Genomic DNA, 25,978 nt, shown 5'->3' on the forward strand with positions numbered 1-25,978 from the left:
TCCCCTTCCATATTATACACGTAGACTTGACCAGTCTACCGGATCGAAGTAAGTTGACCTACAATCATATCCATTACAGAAACCTTATTAAAAAGTCTAACCGGGTTATTATAAATGAATATGTATGATTATTCAATCATTTTATCGTAAGTTTAGTTCCACTTTATGATATACTACTTTGGTCGAAACATTATATGATAACTTCTAAAGGAGACGATACTATTGTCTATTACATCCAACCTCAAATCACAAATAGCAACAACGATTGACCAACATGCCGAACGTTTCAAAGCAGTTTCTACATATATAGGAGATAATCCTGAACTAGGTAATGAAGAGTTCAAAGCATCTGCCAGATTAAAAGAAGAATTGCTATTCCATAACTTTACTATTGAAGCGCCTATATTAGGGATCGAGACTGCATTTATTGCTACTTACACTGCTCAAAAGTCAGGACCTGTTGTCGCATTGTTATGCGAATATGATGCGTTACCTGAAATTGGACACGCTTGCGGTCATCATCTCATCTGTATGATGAGTGTCAGTGCAGCAGTAGGATTAAAAGCTGTGGTTGATGAGTACGGTGGCACGATTCGAGTCTATGGTACACCAGCAGAAGAAACACGTGGTGCTAAAGTGCCGATGGCAGAAGCTGGCTTGTTCGATGATTGTGATTTTGCGATGATGGCACATCCTTATTATGCCTATGAAGAATCAGGCATTTCTTTAGCGATGGATGCTTTGCAATTTGAATACTTTGGCAAATCTGCTCACGCCGCAGCTAGCCCACAACACGGTATCAATGCACTAGATAGTGTTTTGCAATTGTTTAATGGAATCAATGCTCTTCGTCAACAGACACGAAGTGACACGCGGATTCATGGCATTATTAATCAAGGCGGAGTAGCTGCTAATATTATACCGGACTACGCTTCTGCTCAATTTTATGTTCGTTCTGCTAGTCGTGAATATACCAATGAACTTGTAGAAAAAGTAAAACGTATTGCTGAAGGATCTGCTTTGCAAACAGGATGTACTTTAAAAGTGTCGAATTATGAATATTCGTATGATGAATTAATTACCAACACTACGTTATCCGAGGTATTTACTAATAATCTCGTCTCGCATGGAGTAGCACGCTCTGATATTCATAGTGGCAAAGACGCTGGGTCACTTGATCTGGGAAATGTATCTACACACTGCCCTGCGATTCATCCTTATATTCAAGTCACTACAGAAAAGCATGAATTGCACAGTATCGGATTCCGTGATCGTGCCCAGCAACCTGAAGCTTTAGATGCGATGATATTCGGAGGCAAGATTTTGGCTGGAACGGCGTATGATGTGATAAGTCAACCTGAACTATTACAACAGATTAAGCAAGAATTTGCAGCACGTTAAGATGTAATCATTTCCAGTCGGACTCTAACATTGTAATTAGCTATTATTTTATTCATTTAGAGATAATACTAGGTATCTGTCTGCTTAACTGTAATGCAAAAATGATTTTCTTATAGAGATCGTTTTCTACAAAATAACTTTATAATCGGCTGATTGTAAAAGACAGGAGTGGTTGTAAATGTCCTTTGATCTTTTATTATTAATAGCTTTTATTATTGTGTTTATTGTTATGTTCCGTAGAATCGCTCGTAGACATCAAGGCGATTCTTGGTCAATCAAAGCGAATCAGCGCTTTTTCCGGTCTGCTGTTGCGGCACCTACATCGATTGTGCCTGCTGGTCATCCTTGTGTACCGTTAGTTCTTAGATTAGAAAATGCTTTGCCTGCTGATTATGCTCATCAATTAAGACAGCGTGTGATGACAGAACATCCTGATATGACAGAGGAAGAATGGAATTGGCGCTGGGTCGAAATGCGTCGTTACTTTTTGATCTGTGCGCTTTTCAATCAAATGCCGATGTTCAGCAGTAAAGTCGATGATATCTGGCATGAAATGTTGATGTTTACGCGTGAGTATCAGCAGTTCTGTGATCGCTTTTTTGGATATATGTTGCATCATTCTCCACATGGACAATCGGTATCACAGCCAGATCAACGGGCTTTATTTGACTGGGCGTATTCGCAACTGTTCCCAATTACTCGTCCCAACTCTAGATTGTGGAATGGATTTTTCAATTATCCGTTGGCACTTTCAACGATGAATAACTTATATTCTTTTAATGAGTATCGTATCGATCATAGTCTGTTTAACCGTCATACATTTAACTATATTCCTGAAGCCAAAACAGCCATTTTATATTTGAGCAAACAATTTCAGGATCACAATCAACAAGCATTGCAAAAAACACCACCGGCGCGGTATAACAAACAAAGTAAACATCATACCTACGATAACGGAAATTACACTTCGCCAAGTGATAATTATGGTCTGGGTCTGTCCGGTTGTGCTGCTGTATATTATTCGCAAAATGATGTACAACACTTCTGCCCGGCAGTGAATCAGTATTTGCCAGCAGATGTGCAGACGTTGCAATCGTATAATGCTAGTTCTTCTTGTGGTACAGGATATATGTCTACAGACTCTGGTTCAGGACGATCAGGGCATCACAGTCATGGAAGCGATTCTTATGATTCTTCTCACAGTCATAGCGGAAACGATTCAAGCAGTAGTTCTTGCAGTAGTGATAGTTCTGGAAGTAGTTGTGGCGGTGGCGGAGGAGATTAATTACATTGATCTTGGGTGTGAGCCATACGTTGCATACAGACTGGGTCTGTATCTTTATTTGTGAGAGCGCTTTATAAAACATTTGTAGAAAATAAAAAATAAACAGATGATATGGTGGAGGATTATTGTATGGCTCGTTCTTTTTTTTCACGCTTGGAAGGCAACAGCCGCGGCTGTCTTGCCTTTGAACCTTTTTTTCTGATTCCTTATAGTATGTTTGCTACGTATGCGACATTATATATGTATCAGCTAGGCATCAGTGAAACCAATATTGGTTGGATCACGACAATCAGTCTGGTATTTCAAGTATTTTCTTCATTTATTAGCGGTTATTTGACAGATCGTATGGGGCGTAAAAAAGCACTGCTCTATTTCGATATATTTAGTTGGAGTGTAGCTACTCTAGTATGGGCAGTATCGCAAAACTTTTGGTTTTTCCTTGTCGCTGCAATTATTAATGGATTTCAGCGGGTTCCTGCGACTTCTTTTTATTGCTTACTCGTCGAAGATACGAAACCTCAAGATCGAACATACATTTTTACATTACTTCAGATTATCGGTGTAATTGGCGGGTTGTTTGCTCCTTTGGGCGGTCTGTTGGTATATGAATATGGATTAGTTCCAGGAATGCGAATTATGTACGTCATCGCTTTTGTGTTAATGACTTTTCAATTTATTGGTCGCCATCTAACTACACGTGAGACAGAGATGGGTTATCGCAAAATGAAAGAAACACGTGAACTGGGACTCAAGCAAAGTCTGGTTGACTACAGTGGTGCGATTCATGATATTTTGCAAAGTAAAGGATTGTTATTGATTTTTAGCGTATATATTTTGTTTAACTTTCAGACGACATTGAAAACGACATATCTTTCCCTATATCTAGCCGATTATTTACATATTGACGATGGTATTATCTCGCTCGTCCCTGCTATTTCGTCATTGATTATGTTGCTGACTTTATGGTTATTGACTCCGCGTATACCGGAAGGTGCTGTGTATCGGTCGATGATGGCTGGTTTTGCATTGTCTGTTGTTTCCAATATTATGCTTGTCTTCGGCCCTGTGCACAGTCTACTCTGGATTGGAATCAGTACGATTCTAGCAGCCGTTGGTATGATGATTAGCTCGCCTTATCTAGAAACGGCTGTAGCCAATGCGATTGATGATGAAAAACGTGCTAAAATTTTCTCTATGTTGTCTGTATTGATCCTACTTTTCACTTCACCTGCTGGCATTATCGGTGGTTGGGCGTATACACTTGATCCACGTATTCCAATCTGGCTCATTACCGGTGCTTTTGTCGGTTCGTATTTGTTAATTTTAATGTATCGTCAAAGTGTTAAGCGTATACGTGCAGTATAAATATGTATTACAAAGGGACTTGATTAGATATACAAAATATCTTTTTGCTTACACGTACTAAAAGCACCTTATTTCCACTACAAAAAGCATCTTCTCCTCTGCATATTAATAACAGAGAAAGAAGATGCTTTTTTTCAATCTATATTACTGGGCTGATCCTAACTGAATCCATGCTTGTTGAATTTCTTCGACAGCTTGATCTTTGGTTTTGCTTTTACCGATATAGGCTTGCATGATCTCGCCGAATTTCTGGTGGAATGTATCTAATGAGTAGTTAACAGATAGATCGCCAGATTTTTCGGTTTTTAAGATTTCTTCCATTTCTTTAGGCATTTGCAAGTCTGGAAGTGGAGCGTCTTTGATCGGTGGAATGACTTTTGCTACTTGAGAGAACCAACTTTTACCGTAATCTGATGTATACAACCAGTTGAAAAATTCGATTGTTTCTTTGGCTACAGGAGAGTCCGCGTTAATACGTAATGCTTGATCTGCGCCAGTAATAATCATCGATTGATCGGCTTTATCACTCACAGGGTAACCCATAATTCCCATTTTGAAATCAGGATTGATCTTGATAATCGCTTCTTCATCCCAAGCCCCTTTACCTGTCATCATAGCAGCTTTACCAGAAGCAAAATCACTTACTTCAGCATTGCTATCACGTTCTAACGGCTTGTCTGTACCATATTGTACGGTTGTATCGATAAAAGCAAAGAAGTTATTGTATAGTGCAGGATATTCTTTAATCGTTGTTTCACCTGCGATAAATTTGTTCACCAAGTCTTTGGAACTCATACCTGCATCAAGTGCAGCTGCATCTACATAATGTTGGAAAATATGTTTCCATACCCACCACTCTTTGTAAGCGTTCGCAAAAGGTTTGATTCCTTTAGCTTCTAGCTTTTTGATAGCTTCATCCATTTCAGCAATCGTTTTAGGCGGTTCGGTAATGCCTGCTTTGGCAAATAACTCTTTATTATAAATCAGTGCAAATAGATTCCCTTTAACTGGCAAGCCTAATACTTTACCATCTGTAGACGTCATATTCGTGCGCACAGCATCTGTCATAGCTGCTGCTAGCGGTTCATTGGTCAAGTCTGCGCTGTAATCAGCATACGTATCAATATCTCCTCCTGCTGTAGTCTGGAACACATCCGGTGTACTTCCAGCAGCGATCCGAGATTTAAGAATTGTATTGTAATCAGCCTGCATAATTTCAAGATTAATCGTGACATTCGGTTTTACTTTTTTGTATTCTTCGATATAAGCATTGAATGCATCTGTATACTCTGGAGAAGCGGTAAACATATTGATTGTTACAGCACCATCTGTACTTCCACCTGAAGAAGCGCTCTTGTCTGTTGTATCTGTACTGTTACCACAAGCTGCTAACATGGATAAGCTCAGCACAAGCGTAATGGGTAAGACCATCATCTTTTTGAACATGTATATGCCCCCATATTTCAAATTAGTCAGCCCCAAGCATTGATCAACCAATGCCTCTGCTATACTGTATAATCTTATTCTAGTGAAACTCGGTTCAGATAAAAATGTAGATAAGTAATCTATTAAGGGTAAAAAAGTGAATTTATGAATACGCTTACTTATTTGATATTGCTGATCGTTGCGCTCTATATTCAGAAGGCGATAATTGATAATAATTGCGAAAAGCTTTGCTAAAATAATTTTTATCTTTATACCCTAGCATCTCTGAAATTTCCTGTATTTTGAGTCCTTCTTCATTCAGTAATATTTTGGCTTTGTCCATTCGCAGTTGCTGTACATATTCATGAATCCCCATCTGATACTCTTGCTTAAATAACTTCATCAGGTATTCACGACTAAGATAATATTTATCGGTGAACATCGAAATTTTGATTTCTTCAAAGTAATGCTGATCGATATAAGCTCGAATATCACTGATATGAAAAGATTGGCGACTCCCTCCTGATTTCCGTACCATTTCTGCATAATACGTAATAATATCGTGTACATGTTGCTCCCACTGCGCAATATTCATCATATCCAGAGTATGAATCTGTATTCGCTCTTTTCTAGCATTCGTAATAGCTGGTTCATCTGCTAATAATCGCTGATCTAATTCTCTGGTGATCTCATATAATTGACCTTCAAAATCATGCAGACTGTATTCAGCCATATGCATACTCAAATAAGGAGACTGCTTAATCATCGCGATCAACTCATCTGCTATGCGGTGGATTTGCGGGAAATGTCCATTTTCAAGTAAAGTGCGTATCTGTGGCATACGTGAACAGAGACTATGAGATTCTGCGATAGCATTACGCTGTTCGTAAGGGATAATCATTGAGCGATTCAGCTCCAGGATATTCATTTGCTCAATCATATGTTTACCTTGCTCATACGCTGTCGCTAATTGTTGAATATCATTCGAAGGTGTGCCTGATCCTGCTATAATATAGAGATCTAATAAATGCTCTAAAGTCTGAATCAAGCTTCGTACCCGTTGTTGTACAGCAAAACCAAGTTCTTGTGGATAACGATGTCTTGCATGATAGATCAGAATCATTTCACGTTCTAAGCGCTGATTAGCAAAACAAAAATATTGAATATCATCTTCTGTACATTCATTCAGCACATTAGCGATAGCAAAGTATAACAGACTGGTATCTCCATAAAAGCGCTGACGGCGCACTTGCTCTATATTAAGAATACGTAAAACAACAGCTCCATGATAACAAGTATCATCTTCTGCTCCAATCATAGCGAGCATATCTTCATTGCCTTGCTTTTTGAATCGTTTGTCGATTAATGATTGATAGATATTTTCTTTTAATTTGGGTAAAGACACATGCAGTGCACGGTGTTGTTGAATCTTCTGCTGATGCTGTTGCTGACGTTCTTGCAATAGATGAACCGCTTTGCGTAATGTATCGTTTAATTCATGTCGATTGACAGGTTTGAGCAAATAATCTAATACGTTCGAGCGAATCGCTTGATGTGTATATTCGAAATCGTTATATCCACTAATCACAATGGTCAGCATATCAGGATATTCCTGCTTCACTTTTTTCAAAAATTCAACACCGTTCATTCCTGGCATCTTCATATCGACCATAATAAGATCAATATGATGTTCGCGTAAAATAGACAATCCCTCTTGTCCATTAATTGCTTCATAGATCTCACTAATCTTCAGATTGTCCCATTCTCCCAGGATACGAATCGCTTCACGCAACGGTTCTTCATCATCCAGAATTAAAATGTGATACATGTTACTTTCCCCCTTGTGGTATATGCATACTTAACTCGGTACCTGTCTTATCGCTAGCAATCAGTAAACCCGCTTGTTCACCATATAAAATTTGTAATCGGGTATGCAGATTTTGAAGACCGATATGACTGCCTTCACGCTCAATAAATGTTTGTTTAAATGATGCCAATACCTGCTCCAACCGATCTGGCGAAATACCGGGTCCATTATCGCGTACAGTAATCAACACATCTTGATCTGTTAAATGGGCTGTAATTGTAATCATAACCGGCTCGGATACTTGTTCGACTGCATGCTTGATTGAATTTTCGACCAAAGATTGAATCGATAATTTGGGAATAGGTAATTGAAGTAACGAATCATCCCAATGAACTGTCATCTGTAAACGACTGCCGAAGCGTGCTTTTTGCAAAGATAGATAACGTTCTATATGTTTGAGTTCTTCGCTTGCCATAACAATGTCTTTGCCACCGATACAATAACGAAGCGTCTGCGCTAGATTATCAACCATATCCGCTATATCCAGTCTGCCACTACGCAGTGCTTTGGTTGAAATTGCTTGCAACGCATTATACAGAAAATGAGGATTAAGCTCTGCTTCAAGCGCTTTCAAAATTGCATTTTGCTCGACTAATTTCATTCGATAACGCTCATTGATTAATTCATTGGTATTGCGCACCATATCGTTAAAATGTTTGGTGAGATGAGCAATCTCGTCTTGTCCTTTTACAGTAGCTTCAATCTCAAATTCTCCACTGCTAAATCGGTTCATTTGCTTGGACAAATGCCCCAAAGGTCGAGTGATTTCATTCGCTAATACAGTCACTAATGCAAATGAAAGTAGCAAAAATCCTGCACCGATCAAGTAACTGAGATTACGGGTAGTATTAGCCACTTCATAAATCTGGCTATATAAAATAGGCTTCATTAATGTCCATTGATTAGAAGTCGATGTATTGTACATGACCATATACCGTTGCTGATCTATCGTCCATGTTAAAGGGTCACTAGTCTGGTATTGCAATTGCTTGATCAGTCCACTTGCTAACATAGATTGATAAAAAAGAGGATCGTCTACATAAAAAGGAATATGATTGGCATCGGTAAAAATAAGATGTTCACCTGCATCTATCGAAGTATCTTGCAAAATCGTATCTCGCGCAGAAGGATTGACATAGAAGGTTAAGATCGCTTGTGGTTGACGAGAAGCGATAGAGCGTAATACACGATGATATGCCATAAAACTATCGGGCTGAGCCAAATGATTATTGTCTGCTGGAGTCAAAGCTAGGGATTGAAAGTATTGATTATCGGTTCGATGAAGCACTGTGTTATACCACGGTTGATTGGCAATATCTCGATCATATCCAGAACGAGAAGCAATATTATACGATTCACGACTAACTGAATAATACTTCTGTTCTTGCACAATATATAGAGAAATACCATCCAGATCACTGCGACCAAAATACAGTCGTCGTAAATAATTTTCCAGATACATACGTGAAGCATACTCTTGCTTCTCATTCATAATCGCATGAATCAGATCATCATATTGTAGTTGTGGCAAAGAATATTGAGCGATTCCATCCATATAATCTTGTAAATTGCGATTGACCAGCAGTAGATTATTCGCTGTACTCTCAATACTATGCTTAACTGATTCTTTGCGAATCATCTGATAAGAGATTACTGTCAAAGAAGTGACCACCAAAATAATAATAGATGTGAATAAGATCACTAGCTTATACAACAAGCGACTGGATAAGACATGCCAGATCGCTGTTATTTTTAACTTTGTAACCTTTACATATCTACCCAAATAGGGATGTTTCGTGACCGGCAGACGATTCCCTTTTCTCCCCATTTGCTGTTCATCTCCTGTAATGATATTTCTTTTGCTGTTCACCTTTTTACCCTTAACTGTTTTCTTAAATCCATTTTGAAGAGCGTAACGCCATTCTATAATACAAGTATCAGAAAAAGCTATACATTTTATGTAACCGCTTTATTCTAGAATATGATATCGGATATTATTTTCGGGAAAGAGGTATAACTAATGAAAATGGGGCGAAAATGGTCTGATCGATTGCAATTTGGCATATTTACTTTACCGGTGCTGATCTGTATTGCGGTTGCTTTTTATATTCCATTTGTGATGACTGTACGTTATTCATTGACCAAATGGAATGGAATCGCCAAGCATCCCAAATTTGTAGGGCTGGATAATTTCCATCAAATTTTTACAGGGGATGCGAATTTCAGTAGCGCCGCATGGTTCACGATCAAATATATGGTGCTGTATATTGTACTGGTCAATGTGCTGGCGATTGTACTGGCATTGATTTTGGATATGAAGTTACGTTCTACTACATGGCTACGAGCGGCATTTTTTGTCCCTTATATTCTGAGTCTTGTTATTGTGGGCTTTATCTGGAAATTTATTTTTATGCAAGGATTTGAATCGCTGGGAGCCACTACAGGCTGGGGGATATTTGCGATGAGCTGGTTAGGTGAACCCGGGCTTGCTTTTATCTCGATTCTAGGTGTGTCGGTCTGGCAATCGGTTGGATTTTATATGGTGATCTATATCGCAGGATTGCAGGCTGTACCTGAAGATCTCAAAGAAGCCGCTACTGTGGATGGTGCAGGCGCATTTCGCAAATTTTTCAGTATTACTTTACCTCTACTCGCTCCATCGATTACGATCTCGGTCTTTATGGCGCTCACGAACTCGATCAAAGTGTTCGATGTGATTCTATCACTTACCGGTGGTGGACCGGGTGGAACAACCTACAGTGTCGCTTATGATATTTATCGTGATACGTTCCAGAACAACTTATACGGCTATGGAACTGCCAAAGCACTTGTGTTATTTATAGCGGTACTTGTAATTACATTTATTCAACTTGGTATCTTTAAACGCAGGGAGGTTGAAGCCTGATGACATCCGCCAAAACAGGTCGCTTGATTCTAGAAATAGTGATGATTATTCTGTCGCTTTTGTTTTTATATCCGCTTATTCTGGCAATTATCAACTCTTTTAAAAGCTTTTCCGAAGTGATGAGTGATGTGATTGCGATGCCCCAACAGTTTAATTTCGATAACTATGCGTATGTATGGAAATATATCAATTATCCGCGTTTATTTATCAATAATACGATTATTACTTTGATTGGTCTGATTGGGATTATTTTATTTTCATCCGTTGCGGCTTACAAATTATCTCGTACCCAGTCCAAGTGGAGCAATATGATCTATTTGCTCTGTATTATACCGATGTTAATCCCATTTCAGTCGATTATGTTAACGGTATTGCAATTAGCTAAAAATCTTCATTTGTCAGATAGCACATGGGGATTAGGCATTTTGTATTGGGGATTCGGTGCACCACTAGCGGTATTTATTTATCATGGATTTGTGAAAGGAATTCCGCGGGAAATAGATGAGAGTGCTACCATTGATGGTGCTTCTGGCTTCAAACTATTTTTCTTAGTTATCTTCCCTCTACTTCAATCGGTAACTACTACGATCATTATTATTGATGTAATGTGGATCTGGAACGACTTTCTATTGCCATTATTGATGGTAAATGGTTCACCTGCCACCAAAACATTAACGCTTGCTGCTTATACATTTGTCGGGCAGTATACCTCGGATTGGCAATATGCGATGACGGCTATGGTCATGGCAGTTATGCCTTCGATTATCGTATTTGTTCTGTTGCAAAAGTATATTGTTAGAGGTGTTGTAGCTGGTGCTGTGAAAGGATAATATCTTTTCTATACCAAATAAAGAAAGAGTATTCCGTAAGTTATTATACGGAATACTCTTTTTTACCAAGGATAAGAAACATTTAAATACTCAAACAATCTTTCATTGTACGGTTTAAAATGTTGCTGAAGAGTATGACGAATAGCTTCATTTTCTTTATGGTCATAACCACCTTCATGTAAATGCTCATACTGTTCGAGTTGAACATCCGGGAGTTCTAAAAACCGAGTGACTTTTTGATACGTTTGTTCAGGATTAGTAAATAATTCTTCACTATTTATAAAGCACATCTGATCCATAGAAAACCATTTTAACCAACGACGAATTTGTTCTATATATTGCCCTCGGCGTACATACGAGTAGCTTGCTAGATCACCATTATGATAATTAGAGTCTGCCATCATTTGTAAATAAATTAATTCAGTTCGTTCCAATTCTGATGCTACCGCTTCTTCAAAAGATAAATTTTCTATTCCACGTCTTACCATCATTTGATAATGAGAATACGCACGATCTATAGGATTACGTAATAAAATAATAAGTTTGACGTCTGGTAGCATATGATATACACGCTTAGGGGCTTGAGGATGAAATAAATAATAAGGTGTAGCTTCACCAGTTATACTTTCTGTAAATTTCAGATAAGGAAAATGAGATTGGTACCATTCTACTCCATTTCGCCATTGTTCATCAAAATAATGAACTTCTTTTACAATAGCGGGTTCAATCTGAGGATGCTGAATCAAATAATGATATAAAGAGGTAGTACCTGCTTTTTGTGCTCCTATAATTAGAAAAGAAGGTAGTGTATATTGGTTATCATTAGTTAAAATATGACCTTCTCTAAACAAAGGAACTTTACCAGTAAAACCCACTTATTTTTCCTCCCCAATATATATAATTTGTACCGTCTAAAAATACCTTTAACTGTAATAGTATTATAATACAAAAAAGCTACACTCAACAGGGTTCTGTCAAGTATAGCTTTTGTTGCTGTGATTAGCTCAATCACTTCAATTATTGGCTTTTCACTTTACCATTGATAAAGTCCAATGCATTTTGTCCAATTTTCTCAGCAGGTGTGATGCCACGGAATCGAGTCCAGATATCACGATCTACCATAAAGACTTGGTTGTTTTTAGCAGCTTTCAAGTTTTTCCAGACTGGTGTTTCTTTCCACTTATTCGTGATTGCTTCAGAATCATCCGTTGCTATAAAGATCACATCTGGATCAAGCGTAGTAAGCGTCTCTAAGCTTAGCTCTACATAAGGTTCGTCAGTATTAGAGATAGCATTTTGGAAGCCCATTTCTGTCATGACCTGACCTGCATAAGAATCAGATGTATGTACATCAAATCCGTCTTTACGTGCAACACCAATTAATACTTTTTTACTTCCCATCGCTTCTACTTGTTTTTTGAGATCAGCCATTATTTGATCATGCTGTTTGACACGTGCTTCTGCTTCTTTTTCCTTACCAACAGCTTTGGCAATGACTTTGAAATCATCAATACTTTCAGCATAAGAACCTTTACGGCTATTCAATACAATCGTAGGTGCGATCTGATCCAATTGATCTTTAATTTTGGTATGGCGGTCGCTATCTGCAATAATTAGATCAGGCGAAGCTTCAGTAATCTTTTCCAAATGAGGGGTCTCACGTTTACCTAAAGGCATATATTCAAATGCTTTACCTGCTAATTTGGTCATCGCTTCTGGCTTATCATCATCAGCAATCCCTACAGGTGTTATCCCAAGTGCCAATAGATCGTCTGCAAATGACCATTCCAGTGCAACAACTTTTTGTGCAGGTGCTGGCAAAGTCGTTGTACCGACTGTATCTTGAATTGTAATCGCGTTGGCGGTATTCATACTAGTCGTAGCCGCTTGATTAGCTGTGCTTGTATTGCCACACCCTGCTAGAATCGCTGTTAATGCACCCACCGTCAAAATCGTTTTGGTTAGCTTTTTAAGTATCATGTTCCTGTCTCCTTCATATCCGTATTATTATCTTTTTTATTTTTATGATAATGATAATTATTCTCAACGTTTGCTATTATAATACGTTGTTCCTTTAAAGTAAACCTGTAATGTAAATTGCTGAAACAACGCAGAAAATTCCCCTCTTCTATTGTAACAATACAAAAGGGGAACAAATCTTATATTATAGCGTATTACAGGTCTTTTTCTAGATCGATCTGTTCTACTTCATGTTGCATATGATGGAATCCTTTAAGCGTTTGGGAGATAAAAGAAAGCACAGTATCACTCCAACCGTAAATATAAAACGTTTGACGATCTTTAGGTGGAACCATAGCTGTCTGATATGGAGCAATATCTACAATAAATGCTTTTGTGTGAGGGTTTATTTTTTGGCGATACTTTTGCAGTTCACTATAAAAAGCACTACCCGTGTTTTGCTGTTCATCTGTAATTATAATAATCTGATCTACTTTTTCTTTGATATCTGTTAACTGCTTAACAGGAGCTCCTGTATTGGTTCCTCCATATGCTTTGACCTGTCGAGCTTGACCCATAATACTATCACGACGTGAAGGTTTGGCATCATGTACAGTTGTATTAAATAACCAGAATAAAGAATTCCCTTTAGTTTTTTTGTACAATGCATAAGCAAATACAGCACCTGTCTGTAAATACTCACCATTCATCGAACCTGAAATATCCAAAAAGATAGCTGTTCTTCCCGGTAGATCAGGTAAGTTATCAAACGATAAATCTACTGCTTCGCTTAATGTATCTCGTAATTCAGGATGCTTTACTTCATTGTAGGCTTTGGCAAATTGAAAAGGTAAAATCTTGGCTTTACGTAATGCTTCTACATCTGTTAAGCGTTGCTGTATATATTGCAAATGCTCGGGATGATCCAATACATCATGACGATGTAGCGTATTTAGATGACGTAACAATGCAGATACAGGCATCTGGTACAATAAATGTGCCCAGACTTTAGTTGTTGGTGTAATGACACTTGTGACAATTTCATAGGGTAGCTTGCCTTTTTGAATCTGCTTGATACGATCTTTATCAGTGGTTACCTTTTTGAGTTTTTCCATTGCTTCGATCTGCGGAATTAATGCAAGATTTGTCTCATGTCCTCGCAGATAGCGGAATAATGCTTGTTGCTTAACATCTATAGGGATAGGATGGGAAGTCACTATAGCATCGCTCAGATTGAATCCACGACCACGACCGTTATATTTTAACGCCCAGTATTCAGAAGTGCGATTTAGAAATAAAGCAACTTGACGCTTCACTGCACGTCCACCCTGTCCACGACCGATACTTTCCAAAATAGTCAAAAATTCAGTTAGATCTGAAGGAATACGTACAACTTGTGCAAAAATACGGGCGAACAGTTGAGGACTAACTTTAGACAAGATTGCTAAGCCATAAAGTGGTTGTAGTCTCATATATCCTTGATTACGTGCAAATACCAATGCTTTTGCCATAAATTCAGGATCAAGTTCACTCATTTCTTGATGTAGTACTGTAGCTTCGATTAATAGCTCACCATTGTTAGCATATACCGTATTTCCTAACGTATTCGTTAACAATGTTTGTAAATAACGTTCTCGCAGATTGCGCTCATATGCGGGATAGACTGCTCGGTTTAACATTTGTGGTATTGCTTGTTGAAAAATATCTTTTGCCTGGCTCATTCTGTTCGCCTCCTTATAAAGTATGATATGTAACCGAGGAAGTAAGCTGAAAAGGTGTAAAATACGTCTCTACCATTGAGATATTCCGCCATATAGCGGAATTCGGATTCGAACCGGCCACCGTACGCCATGAATGCGAAGTAACCCTTTCAAGCGCCTCGGCTATTTATGTGCTTATCTATGTTCCTATACATCTACTATTAAAAAGTATATCCGAAGAAAAAGGTGAAAAGGTACGTGTACCGCTCTACCTCTGAGCTATTCCGCTATATACAGCGGAAGCTGGACTCGAACCAGCGACCTGTCGATTAGAAGTCGAAGTAACCCTTTCGAACGCCTCGGATATACGATGAACTAACGTAAGCGTTATGCTTTTGTTGCTCTCTCTTTGATGAATTCATCTTCTCATGTTATCGATCTAGCGAACAGGGCAAAAGTATGGCGACTTGTATAGAATAATAAAAAGCTTGATTTCATAGAGAACCTGTACAACACTAACATATAGAAATAAATGCTTGGAGGAACACAAATGACTAAAGAAAGTTTTGATAAAGAAATTCAATATCTACGCATGTTAGCTTTGACAGGCAATGCGTATAATCGACAACAATTTGCTGGTAGATTGGGCATTTCTATACATACTTTTGATAAAACAATTCGTAAATTACGCGAAGTTAATGGAGAGCAAGATCTAAACGATCTATTTCGTTATAGCTATGTTGATTCCGCTGAACCTACCCTACTGTTTCTATATCGAGCCAAATCGATCAAAGAATCAGAAAGTCAGCGCTTGCCTATGATTTTGACTGCTTTAAAACAGCAAACAATGACTGCCACCCAGCTATTAGTCTATTGTGATGAGCAACTGATCGATAGTGATACTGTTCCACCGGACGAGAAAACGATTCGTTCGGATCTGCGATATTTAGAAGAGATCGGTGTGATTTGTCGTGAACCCGGCACTCGTCCATATTACTATCGCCTCAATAATGATCTAACCGATTGTCTCTCTCAAGCTGAATTGATCGAATTGTATGAATTTGTAGATATTATGGCAAATACACAAATTCCTTCAGTGCAAGGATATTTACTGCGTGATAATCTCAAAAAAGCACTTCAAGCTACGATACCTGCTGAACAATGGGATCAGCGATTAATTGAACCGTTTCATTATAAATATCATTATGATGCTCGTATTCTGGATGAAGCACACCTATATACATTGCTTCAGATGATTCGTGTACGGCGACAAATATCGTTTCAATACTTTTCTACTAAAGTCAAAAATAATTACAGTGCGCGCCAGACCAATCCTTTATTTACCGATGAAAATACGGTTGTGCACCGGCATATCGTGTTGCCCCTACAAGTGGTCTATGATCATCAATATGGTCGCTGGTATCTGCTTGGTGTTAATCCCAAAGGACAAATCGTTAAATTTCGTATGAGCGGTATGGTTGATATTGTAGAAGAAGAGCAACAATCTGAAGAACATGTTGCAAAGTATCTGGCAAAGTTACAACGTAAAACGCAATATAGCTGGTTAGTCGATACGGGAGATACGATTACAGTGCAAGCACGCTTTTACAAAGCAGATCCATTACCAACAGATTTTATTCGTGAGCGTGTCGTATTGCAAGGACAATGGGGACAAATTACAGATGAGAACGATGAATGGTTTGTATATGAGATCCAAGTGAATGGATATATCGAGATTAGACCATGGCTACGTAGCTTTGGTTCGAGCTGTGAAGTGCTGGCTCCCGCAGAATTACGTCAGTCGTTGATCGATGAATGGAAGGAGATTCAAGCTTATTATGAATCTGTTCGAGAAGATTTTTAGTTATCAATTAACATCAGTCTTAGAAGAACATGGAACGTATACGTTAACCACTCAAGAACGGATATGGCTCAAAACGATGTTAAATCATCCTATTTCTAGTGAAGCATTATCTGCTGACCTGATTGCCAAAATCATAGATTGTATACCAGAAGAGCAACAACTTCTTTTTCAGCCTGCATTGGTCGAAAAAGCAGGTAGTCATCACCATCATATGTATCATACGTTAATTCAGCCTTTACGAAAAAGTATCCGTCAACAAGAATGTGTATCTATCCAGTATGAGAACAAACATGGACAAGTCACAGGGATGCAACCTGCGGTTCCCTGGCGTTTAGAATTTTCTATGGTCAAGCGTGAATGGTATCTAATCTGGTACAATTTGCGTTCTCAAGTAGCGATGACTACAAGATTGATACGGATTACCCAAATTGAAGATCTCCCTGCTATCGAGAGCACTCAATACAATCAGATTCAGCAGTATATGGAGCAGAAAGCAACAGCGAATCAGCATCAAGCTTTAATCCAAATCCTGCCTCAATACAATATAGAACTCAGTCGTATTTTGCATGCTTTTTCATGCTTTGAGAAACAAGTGAAATTCAGTGAAGATACACAGACCTACCGCATCCATCTTGTATTTGATGGTAGTGAAACACATTATGTGCTTAGCAAGTTACGTTCACTCGGTAAGCGTGTTGTTGTACTTGAAAATAATTATCTGCAATGGCGATTATTCGATGCGTCTACCAAAGCTTTATCTAGGTACGGTATAGATCAGATCTAACAATAGTAGCAATCCACTGATCTTCTATTTGGACAAAAATATACAAAAAGGAAGCCTGATCGTACATATCGGCTTCCTTTTGTTTTATAGAAGATTGTGACGATACATTAGTTGGTATCTTTATAAATCGAGGTGCTATCCCAATCGCGATGTACATACGAGATAGGATTATCGATTGTTCCGTACCATTTGTTGTTTTTAAAATCGCTAGACTCTGGATATTGTGTCCATGGATACGCTTGGTCTTGATAAAATAAAGACACTTGTACATTATCATAACGTTGGTTCATCGTGCGCCCTTCAATATTTGTACCATCAAAAGCTTTTTTAGCAATTGAAGTAACTTTCTTTACTGAAGTGGATTGAGCATCACTATCGGTAAATTTAGTCGGAGCAATCGTTACTTGCGTTCCACCTACGACCATATACGCATTGTAATACGTATCTGATGTTGCTGTTTTGGCTAGATAAAATTGTACGCTGTTGATACGATTACCATCATACTTCTGGTAAGCAGAATCGGCATAATAAAACCCATTGGAACGAATATACGGCAACCATCTAAAAGTACCTGTCTGATACGCATAACCTGCTTCAATCGAAGCATTATCAGAATCAAATCCATAATACACCCATGGTTGTTCGCCTGCACCTAGACCACTTACTTTAGGAAGAGTGATATCTGATGTAATACTATCAAAGCCAGAGTATGCTAATTGCTTACGTTCAAAAGCTCCGGTTGTGCCTCCATTTACATCTTTAACGGCAGGCCCATTGCCACTGATGGGTGGACTCGGTTGATCGCCAACACGTGAAGCTTCCAGATCATCATCTTTTTTAGCTGCTCCTAAATAACCACGCTTGGAACTATACACCTGACCATCTTCACTCATATACAAGTAATCGGCATTTTCAAGCTTTTGCACTTCTTTGGATGCACTTGTATCATTACTGGAATGAGTCGTAGTCTGATCCATCACCACTTGCTTTTGTTTTTCAAAAAAAGCATTATCCACTTTCAATGGATCAGCAGAAGCTGTATGTACAGCTGTGAGCGATGCTCCTAGCATGAGCATAATGCTCACCGTTCGTAATGTTTTTACTTTTTTCATGCGTACATTCCTCTCTGTTGTGTAAATATAGCTGACTGCCTTCATGTCTCACTATCATGATTAACCAAAAAAAGACACATAGCGTTCATTGTTACGTGACTATTCTATAAGAAAACGAGTCAGATAGCAAAAATCGCCTTTTTCATGTTACATAATCTATACTTTGAAACTCGAAATCATATTGAACATGTAGAAAATATCGGGAACTTATTCATAGAGATGCTATTGTATTATGGTTCTTTCAATGACACATCTTATTATACTTCTATCATCATAATTCCTTCTGCATACGATTCTAATGAATCTACGTTTAACCATGAACGTTCTTCTTCTCTTAATGTATGAAATCGTAAAACACAGTCCTCCCCATCATAGGACAATATAATGATAAATCTTTTTCTATTTTTAAATTGATTAGACAACGTTATTTTCCAGATTTCGATAATTTCAATAGCAGTTTGTAATAAATGATATGATCCAGAAGTTGAATTTATGCAATCATTTAAGTGTATATGATTATAATAGGCTTCAAAGGCGGTTCGATCCAATAAATATGAATTAGGTACAAAAGAAACAGGTAATTCTTCTACACTGGATTGTTTTAGAAGAACACATTGATCCCACTCAAAAAAATAAGGCGTTACAGATTTTGAATTTCTGCTTGATCAATAGATATATTCATTTGGTTGGTTTGTTCATCTAATAAATGACTCAAATATTGTTCCATTCTAGAATTGACAATCATCAGCTTTCCTCATTTCAAAAAATCGATTACATTAAATCTCTTATGCTAGCTAAGACGTTATATTTTAGTAATGATTCTCTTTTTTTTTGATAATATTAGATTATTGTAGGTACTTGATGATGTAAGGAGGACGAATATATGTTGCTACAACGTAAAGTAATTGGGTTCATTTTAGCAGGTGTATGCTTGATTCTTCTGGGAATGTACAGCAAAAATATATTTGCTTATGCTCCAACTATAGGGTGGTTAGGTGGTTTGTTATGTATATTGGTTGCTACTTTTTTTGTGCTAAATAAACCTTCCACATCTTCTAAATAATACGAAATGGAGTATTGACGATGAAGCGACTATTTAAGATTATTTTTATCACTTGTCCTATTGTAGCGGTGATTTGTTTGCTATTGAGATTAGTTTATCCGCAAGCTATTGGGTTACTGGCTTTAGCAGCTTTTGCCTACTTTGTACTTACATTAACACAAGTCATCGAATTTTCTACGATCAATCCGCAAAAGTATCCTAAGTTTCATCGAATTTTAGCTGTTCTTGGATGTTTGGTTTGTTTAGCAGCATTGGTTTATATTGGTTTTATTTATAACCAATAATACTTAGATCGCTACATAATATTTCATTTTATAGAACTTAACATATTAGTATATAATTTCGCAGTAAATGGTATACCTACACCCATGCCAACACTAGCACCTGCAACTACTGCTATCACTAGCTTAGGAGTACCGATTACAAAATATGAATTATGATAATTGGATGTAGAGGTGCTTGGATAGTCGCCTCACTTTGTCTTGATCCTATTGTAAACACACTACCTAACCATCCAATGACTGCTACACTCACAATAGCATTTCGAAGCCATTTCATTTTATGACTATGATGATTTGAAGAATGAATGTTCATTAACTTCCCTTCTTTCTACTCATAATTATTCTGCTAGATTAAAATAATCATCTTCTACATGATGATACTTGGTTAATAGTGCATATCCTGACACGCTTTTCAGTTTTTTAAGAAGGATAGGTAAATCTTCAATTCCATATGTACCTACAGCAATGGTTATAAAACTATACGGTTGCTCTGCAATATAAATATCTGCTTGTGTAGTAGGCTTTACTTTAACCAGATGCACATGTTCTTCTCCTAATGTAATCGCATATGATTGATCTATCAGCAACCCTATTTCCACATACTTAGCATATTGTTCACCTTGTGGTATTACAATAATTTTTTTCACCGTTTTCCACCTCTAGAGTATATTTAATATTTATTGTATTAAAATAACATATATGGATTCAGCAAGTGGTACGCTGTAACGTATCATAGCTAGAAAAAGAACTCTCCTAATAAATAAGAGAGTTCTTTTTAATATGCTATCTATCATCTTTCTTTTAAAACGAATTCGGTCTTGATAAAATTCCTGGATGTTGGACGAAAGACCAGTGAGCATTGACTGTGCGCCACTTACCATTAATTTGGCGAAAAACTGCTGTTGAGTTCCAAAAATTCTGAAGTTGTTCTTCTCCATGTTCTCCTGCTACAAAATTACGTAAATTGTAACTCAGTACAGCGAGATCACCAGCTTCGCTAATAGCTACATCTGGATCAATATATTCGCTTCGGATAATATTCGGATTTTTATAGTGTGCCAAAATATGCTTTTCTACAGCTTCTTTACCCACGAGAAGTTTTTCAGTAATTGGATCAAAGTAACTGATGTCGTCACTATAACTATCCAAGTAACCGTAGCAATCTCCCTGATTCCAACGCTCATTATTTGCGCGCTCGATATTCATGACAATTTCAGCAATTTCGTTCTGGTTCATCGTGTTCATTTTTCAAACTCCTTTTTTGTGTTATATTGATAAGATACTATATGATCATTTTAGGTAATTTTTGATATGAAATAAAGGTTATATAAGGACTAAAAAAGATATAAAATGGACATTCTATTGTTTTGCCTCTTATCAATGAAAGGAAAGATATACTATGAATTTTAAACTGAATAGTGATTCCAAAATAGAACCCTTAGGATATAAGCCGCCGTCACCTTATTCATACGACTTAGAAATTTTCAGTTTTTCCGAATTGAAAAAGCGTACACTTGAAGGAAGAATGTACATTACGTATAGATATAAATTCTATATGCTTATTTGTGTAACTCAAGGCGAATGTACTCAATGGATTAATTTTGAACCGGTTTTATGTAAATCTGGAACTTTACTTGTGGTCTCTCCTAATCAAGTCCATAACTTGGGAAAAGATGAAGATTGGGAAGGTTGGATTATTTTATTTCGTTCTGAGTTTCTGATCCCTATGACTTCAACTTTAAATGAGCACAAGCTAGCTTTTGATATTGAAAGACTACCCAAAGTGCTAACACTAACGAAGACAGAATTGGCACGAGCTGTTCATTCGATTACTAGAATGACAGAAGACTCTCTGATCCCAGAACCAACTGAAGATGTCCATATGTTATTACGTTATCAACTGTATGCTTTAATGACATGGCTTCATATTTTGCACAAAAATGTTCATTCTATGACATATACTCAATTGTCACAACGTTTTATTCATTTCCACAAGCTTGTTGAGACACATTTTACTGAATGGAGTCATGTCAGCGAGTATGCTCACTATTTAAATTGTACTGAAAAAACGTTAACAAGAGCTACCATAGAAGCAACCGGCATGACTGCCAAAGCTTTTATTTCTGCTCGAATGATTTTGGAAGCAAAACGATTACTTGTGCATACCGATCAATCTATTAACCAAATTGCAGAACACCTTAACTTTAAGGAACCAACCCATTTTAGTAAATTTTTCAAAAGAGAAACAGGATGTACTCCTTCCGACTTTCGAGAACAAACCTTTGAATGGTAAAGATCCAAAAGCTTACTTTCCATATAAAATAGTGAACAAAAAAACTCTCTAGCATTAAGAGAGTTTCTTTGTTGTGATATTATTATTTTCTATCGTTAGCATGATTGCGAATATACTCTGACCACTTCTCTAACTGTGCTTCAATATCAGTAATACGCAGTGGCTTAGAAACAAAATCTTGCATCCCACTTTCCATACACAATAACTGTTCTTCTTTACGAGCAAATGCAGTAACAGCCACAATAATCGGTGTAGGCTTGTGACGATGTTGTTGACGAATACGACGGGTGGCTTCCAGACCATCCATAATCGGCATATTCACATCCATAAAGACCAGATCATATGACTTGCGATTGGTCGCTTCCACAGCGGCCGCACCATTTTCTACAAGATCTGCTTGATATCCTCGTTTACTTAAAATGGTTAGCAATACTTTTTGGTTGGTTTCATTATCTTCAGCTACCAATATACGCAATGGGCCATATAATGAACTAGGAACAGATGGTGTAGCAGGTAACAACTGTTCTGCTGTTGGAATTTCGGGATAATCGGCTGCATTCAGTGTGAGGGTAAATGCAAAAGTCGCTCCACGATTGCTATTACTTTCTACACGAATAGAACCGCCCATTAACTCAATAATCTTTTTGCAAATCGATAATCCAAGCCCTGTTCCACCATATCTGCGATTGGTCGCTGTACCGATCTGGGAGAACGGTTGAAATAACTTCGCTTGTTGATCTTCTGGTATACCATGCCCTGTATCTTGCACAGAGAATTCGATAACAATAGATTGAGCATTATTTTGTGGCTTCAAGTGAGCCGAAATAAGAACTCCACCGTTATCTGTGAATTTGACTGCATTGCCGACCAGATTAATAAGAACTTGTCGTAATCGATCTTCGTCTCCGATTAGATAGGAAGGCAATCTAGGATCGATATGCGTATTAATAAATAGTTTCTTTTCTTGTACAGGCATCGCAAAAATATCGGTCACCTGATCTAACAAATGCTGAATACTTACTTCACTGTATTCCAGTTCCATACGTCCAGCTTCGATTTTACTAAAATCCAGTAATTCATTTAGAATTTTAAGTAATGCATTATTACTATCCATAATAATCTCTGCATATTCACGTTGTTCTTGCGTTTCTAACGTATCAAATAATAGCTCAATCATGCCGATCATCCCGTTCATAGGCGTACGCAATTCATGGCTAATAATCGCTAAAAATTCCGATTTGGCGCGGTCTGCTTGTTCGGCAACTTCACGAGCTCGTATAACTTCATTTTCTTCAGTGCGATCTTGAAATACGATAACAGCCCCTACACGCTCTCCATTATCTATAATAGGGGTTACACGATAAGACGCAAGGAAGCTTGAATTATCTTGTCGCCATAGTACTGCTTCTTCCCGATAAAGAGGTTGACCGTCTGAAAGAGAACGTAGAATCGGTGTATCCCCTGCTAGTGATGGACTACCGTCTGGCTCACTTTGCTCGATTTGCTTCAAGTGATACTCATTCATCATAGCATCCACATCATAGCCTAACATCGCTGATCCAGCCGGATTAATAAATGTGGTATTACCTTCCAGATCGACTCCGAATATCCCTTCAGATACCGAGTTCAGAATAAGCTCTTGTTGATTGCTTAGATTTTTGATTTTAGCTAGATAATGATTGCGTTCTGTAATATCGTTAATAATCCCGTAGACACCTACGACTTCATTTTCCACATAGATCGGTACATTGGTAACATGTACTTCAATAATATGACCATCTTTGTGAAAAGTACGTATTTCGTATGTCTGTGTCTCGCCTTTTTTGGCTAACTCAAAATGATAGTTGGTTTTAGCGAGATCATCAGGATGAGCAACAGGTTCAAAAGGTTTATTTCTCAAATCCTCATTTGTATAACCTAAAAGCTGTTCCATGCTTTTATTCATAGACAGATAGGTTCCATCCATACTTAATGCGTTAATGCCGATAGGATTATGTTCAAATAAAGATTTATAGCGACTTTCACTTTCACGCATTCTTTTCTCTTGTTCGCGTCGTTCGGTAATATCACGTGACACAGCTACCACATATTCAAATTCGCCTTGATCGGTATACGTATAACGACAAGTCGTTTCAGACCACATATACGTTCCATCTTTGCGCCGGAACCGAAAAATTACCGCTTCTGGATCAACTTGAACCTGTTGCACAGAGATTAAGTAGTCTCGTACTTTCTCTACGTCTTCTTCATGTACATAGCTAAGCCCATCTTTGCCTAACATTTCTTCAGGCTCATAACCTAATAATGTTTTACAAGCCGGCGAAGCATATAAATACTCAAGATTGTCTGATGCTTTATGACGTGAAATAAAGTCCGAGGTGTGATTGGTAATCAGACGCATTTGCCATTCATTTTGTTGTAGTTGTTCTTCAATCAATTTACGTTCAGTAATATCCCGGGTGACTGCTAATACCTCAATTTCTTTGCCATACTCATCATAGACATAACGGCAGACAGACTCCGCCCAGAAATAAGAGCCATCTTTACGCAAAATACGATATGCCGCTGTAGCATAATGGCTAATAATCAAGCTCATATTGATATGTTCTATTACTTGTTCTACATCATCAGGATGAATATAACTAAATCCACTAGTACCTTTTAACTCTTCAGGCAGGTAGCCCATCATTTCATAAGCTACATTAGACATAGAAATATATGTCGATCCTTTGTCTATACGATGACGACTGATTAAGTCATTAGAATAATTAATAATATTGTGGTAATGCTTTTCATTTGATAATAGTCTTTCATATTCTTCTGTGCTTATCGTTACTTCGCTCATATCTTTCTAACGCTCCCTTATGTTGAGCAATGCTGTAGCCTACTATAATGAAATTGATCACAATACATAGGGCTAGGAAAACTGTTGTAACAATTGTTCCTTTACACATATATCGTCAGAACAGTGAGGACATTTCACTCTTCCTCCTAAATAAGGAAGCTGTGCTAACCAAGATGACATTTGTAATGAACCCATATACGTATATAACCAATTCAGATCCATTTGGTGCTCATATTCTAGATCAGGTATTACTTTTTCAAATGTAGCCTCTGTATGAATAACCGGGTCTTCGCTATATGCTCGCCATTCAGTAATATTGCTATCAGTAGCTGGCCAAATATAGATCGGTTGATCACAGTGAGAACAATCCAATATATATTCTTCACCATCACTGTACGTTAACAAACATTTTGCCCACTGCCGATATCCATGCAAAGCTGCTGTTGCAGATAATATATACATTTTTTCACTTTCTTCTACTTGATCGATCTGCATTCTCACTTCTGCCATACGTTGCTGAAGCTGTATAAGTGAATCTGTATATGATTGATAGATATCTTTGACTTCATTTTCATCAAAATCTGCAAAATAAGAACGCCAGGCATCTGCAACATCTTCGTTATATGACGAAAGGGGTAGCTGATTCCATGCTTCAAACAGGCCACATACGATATAAATATCTGTAAGAATGTAATGTTCTGAAGTATGTAAAGCCAGCTCTACTAAATAAGGTACTGTTACATATGTACAAGGATAGATCGTATTTTGATGATACAACTCTTCATAATATAAAGCTGTTGCTTGTTCTTGATCGTAGTCTTGTTGTAAGTGCTGAATTTGCAATGGAATATGTCCACCGTTACCATAAGGCCCATCTAAAAGTTCCCACTTTGCGCTTGTTAGGCTTAACATCGCTGCCTCACTCCTTACCAATGATTGAGATAATCTATAGCTTAATCCAAAGCAAGAACACGTTCTAACTCTCGATTGATCTATAGA

General features: G+C 37.7%; 22 protein-coding genes and 1 tRNA gene. 10 read left to right on the forward strand and 13 right to left on the reverse strand.

What is annotated here, in order from left to right:
- Positions 1–228: 228 nt before the first annotated feature.
- The 3 genes from QE450_RS09615 to QE450_RS09625 all read left to right on the forward strand — a co-directional run bounded on the left by QE450_RS09615 (position 229) and on the right by QE450_RS09625 (position 4,051).
- The gene (locus tag QE450_RS09615; protein ID WP_307302656.1) at positions 229–1,401 is read left to right on the forward strand and encodes a M20 family metallopeptidase; all 1,173 of its coding nucleotides are present in this window, start codon (positions 229–231) and stop codon (positions 1,399–1,401) included.
- 178 nt (positions 1,402–1,579) lie between these two features.
- Positions 1,580–2,686, forward strand: a complete 1,107-nt coding sequence (locus tag QE450_RS09620) for a glycine-rich domain-containing protein (RefSeq protein WP_307298859.1) — start codon at positions 1,580–1,582, stop codon at positions 2,684–2,686.
- Positions 2,687–2,815: 129 nt separating this feature from the next.
- Positions 2,816–4,051: an MFS transporter gene (locus QE450_RS09625; RefSeq protein ID WP_273612597.1), complete on the forward strand. Its 1,236-nt coding sequence runs from the start codon at positions 2,816–2,818 to the stop codon at positions 4,049–4,051.
- 144 nt (positions 4,052–4,195) lie between these two features.
- On the opposite strand, the gene QE450_RS09630 is transcribed toward QE450_RS09625, so the two are convergent.
- From QE450_RS09630 to QE450_RS09640, 3 genes are all read right to left on the reverse strand, one after another.
- Complete coding sequence (locus QE450_RS09630; RefSeq protein WP_307298861.1) at positions 4,196–5,497, reverse strand: extracellular solute-binding protein; 1,302 nt, start codon at positions 5,495–5,497, stop codon at positions 4,196–4,198.
- Positions 5,498–5,651: 154 nt separating this feature from the next.
- On the reverse strand, positions 5,652–7,304 hold the full coding sequence (locus QE450_RS09635) for a response regulator (RefSeq protein WP_307298865.1): 1,653 nt from the start codon (positions 7,302–7,304) through the stop codon (positions 5,652–5,654).
- 1 nt (position 7,305) lies between these two features.
- The gene (locus tag QE450_RS09640; RefSeq protein ID WP_307298867.1) at positions 7,306–9,213 is read right to left on the reverse strand and encodes a sensor histidine kinase; all 1,908 of its coding nucleotides are present in this window, start codon (positions 9,211–9,213) and stop codon (positions 7,306–7,308) included.
- Between the two features lie 150 nt (positions 9,214–9,363).
- On the opposite strand from QE450_RS09640, the gene QE450_RS09645 reads away from it, so the two are divergent.
- A complete protein-coding gene (locus QE450_RS09645) occupies positions 9,364–10,248 on the forward strand; it encodes a carbohydrate ABC transporter permease (protein WP_307298870.1) in 885 nt (294 codons plus the stop codon).
- The gene (locus QE450_RS09650; RefSeq protein WP_273612601.1) at positions 10,248–11,078 is read left to right on the forward strand and encodes a carbohydrate ABC transporter permease; all 831 of its coding nucleotides are present in this window, start codon (positions 10,248–10,250) and stop codon (positions 11,076–11,078) included. The genes QE450_RS09645 and QE450_RS09650 overlap by 1 nt, the downstream gene beginning before the upstream one ends.
- 62 nt (positions 11,079–11,140) lie before the next feature.
- Here QE450_RS09650 and QE450_RS09655 read toward each other — a convergent pair whose 3' ends face one another.
- The 4 genes from QE450_RS09655 to QE450_RS09670 form a co-directional block, all read right to left on the reverse strand.
- The gene (locus tag QE450_RS09655; RefSeq protein ID WP_307298874.1) at positions 11,141–11,953 is read right to left on the reverse strand and encodes a sulfotransferase family protein; all 813 of its coding nucleotides are present in this window, start codon (positions 11,951–11,953) and stop codon (positions 11,141–11,143) included.
- A gap of 142 nt (positions 11,954–12,095) precedes the next feature.
- A complete protein-coding gene (locus QE450_RS09660; protein WP_307298877.1) occupies positions 12,096–13,058 on the reverse strand; it encodes an ABC transporter substrate-binding protein in 963 nt (320 codons plus the stop codon).
- Between the two features lie 194 nt (positions 13,059–13,252).
- Positions 13,253–14,758 carry a TROVE domain-containing protein gene (locus tag QE450_RS09665; protein WP_307298880.1) on the reverse strand — a complete coding sequence of 502 codons (1,506 nt, stop codon included), beginning with the start codon at positions 14,756–14,758 and terminating at the stop codon, positions 13,253–13,255.
- Positions 14,759–15,031: 273 nt separating this feature from the next.
- Positions 15,032–15,096, reverse strand: a tRNA-OTHER gene (locus QE450_RS09670).
- A gap of 191 nt (positions 15,097–15,287) precedes the next feature.
- Here QE450_RS09670 and QE450_RS09675 point away from each other — a divergent pair.
- Entirely contained in the window at positions 15,288–16,601 is a 1,314-nt protein-coding gene (locus tag QE450_RS09675) for a helix-turn-helix transcriptional regulator (RefSeq protein ID WP_307298884.1), read from the forward strand.
- Positions 16,576–17,385 carry a WYL domain-containing protein gene (locus QE450_RS09680; protein ID WP_307298887.1) on the forward strand — a complete coding sequence of 270 codons (810 nt, stop codon included), beginning with the start codon at positions 16,576–16,578 and terminating at the stop codon, positions 17,383–17,385. Before QE450_RS09675 ends, QE450_RS09680 begins: the two co-directional genes overlap by 26 nt.
- A 107-nt stretch (positions 17,386–17,492) precedes the next feature.
- Here QE450_RS09680 and QE450_RS09685 read toward each other — a convergent pair whose 3' ends face one another.
- Positions 17,493–18,497 (reverse strand): hypothetical protein, encoded by a 1,005-nt coding sequence (locus QE450_RS09685; protein WP_273612607.1) that lies wholly within the window; start codon positions 18,495–18,497, stop codon positions 17,493–17,495.
- An 883-nt stretch (positions 18,498–19,380) separates the two neighbouring features.
- Here QE450_RS09685 and QE450_RS09690 point away from each other — a divergent pair.
- Both QE450_RS09690 and QE450_RS09695 read left to right on the forward strand, forming a co-directional pair.
- Positions 19,381–19,560, forward strand: a complete 180-nt coding sequence (locus QE450_RS09690; RefSeq protein WP_307298891.1) for a hypothetical protein — start codon at positions 19,381–19,383, stop codon at positions 19,558–19,560.
- A gap of 20 nt (positions 19,561–19,580) precedes the next feature.
- Positions 19,581–19,844, forward strand: a complete 264-nt coding sequence (locus QE450_RS09695; protein ID WP_273612609.1) for a hypothetical protein — start codon at positions 19,581–19,583, stop codon at positions 19,842–19,844.
- Positions 19,845–19,980: 136 nt separating this feature from the next.
- Here the strand turns inward: QE450_RS09695 and QE450_RS09700 are convergent, their stop codons facing one another.
- The 3 genes from QE450_RS09700 to QE450_RS09710 all read right to left on the reverse strand — a co-directional run bounded on the left by QE450_RS09700 (position 19,981) and on the right by QE450_RS09710 (position 21,086).
- Positions 19,981–20,154 carry a hypothetical protein gene (locus QE450_RS09700; protein ID WP_307298894.1) on the reverse strand — a complete coding sequence of 58 codons (174 nt, stop codon included), beginning with the start codon at positions 20,152–20,154 and terminating at the stop codon, positions 19,981–19,983.
- A gap of 25 nt (positions 20,155–20,179) precedes the next feature.
- Entirely contained in the window at positions 20,180–20,488 is a 309-nt protein-coding gene (locus QE450_RS09705; RefSeq protein WP_273612611.1) for a hypothetical protein, read from the reverse strand.
- Positions 20,489–20,642: 154 nt separating this feature from the next.
- Positions 20,643–21,086, reverse strand: a complete 444-nt coding sequence (locus tag QE450_RS09710) for a YybH family protein (RefSeq protein ID WP_307298898.1) — start codon at positions 21,084–21,086, stop codon at positions 20,643–20,645.
- Between the two features lie 154 nt (positions 21,087–21,240).
- On the opposite strand from QE450_RS09710, the gene QE450_RS09715 reads away from it, so the two are divergent.
- Positions 21,241–22,134 carry an AraC family transcriptional regulator gene (locus QE450_RS09715; RefSeq protein WP_307298900.1) on the forward strand — a complete coding sequence of 298 codons (894 nt, stop codon included), beginning with the start codon at positions 21,241–21,243 and terminating at the stop codon, positions 22,132–22,134.
- 82 nt (positions 22,135–22,216) lie between these two features.
- Here the strand turns inward: QE450_RS09715 and QE450_RS09720 are convergent, their stop codons facing one another.
- Both QE450_RS09720 and QE450_RS09725 read right to left on the reverse strand, forming a co-directional pair.
- Positions 22,217–24,979, reverse strand: coding sequence for a PAS domain-containing hybrid sensor histidine kinase/response regulator (locus tag QE450_RS09720; RefSeq protein ID WP_307298903.1), 2,763 nt, complete (start codon positions 24,977–24,979; stop codon positions 22,217–22,219).
- A gap of 72 nt (positions 24,980–25,051) precedes the next feature.
- Entirely contained in the window at positions 25,052–25,891 is an 840-nt protein-coding gene (locus tag QE450_RS09725; protein WP_307298906.1) for a hypothetical protein, read from the reverse strand.
- Positions 25,892–25,978: the final 87 nt, after the last annotated feature.

It is taken from the genome of Paenibacillus sp. SORGH_AS_0306, from assembly GCF_030819345.1.
GTDB lineage: Bacteria > Bacillota > Bacilli > Paenibacillales > Paenibacillaceae > Saccharibacillus > Saccharibacillus kyungheensis.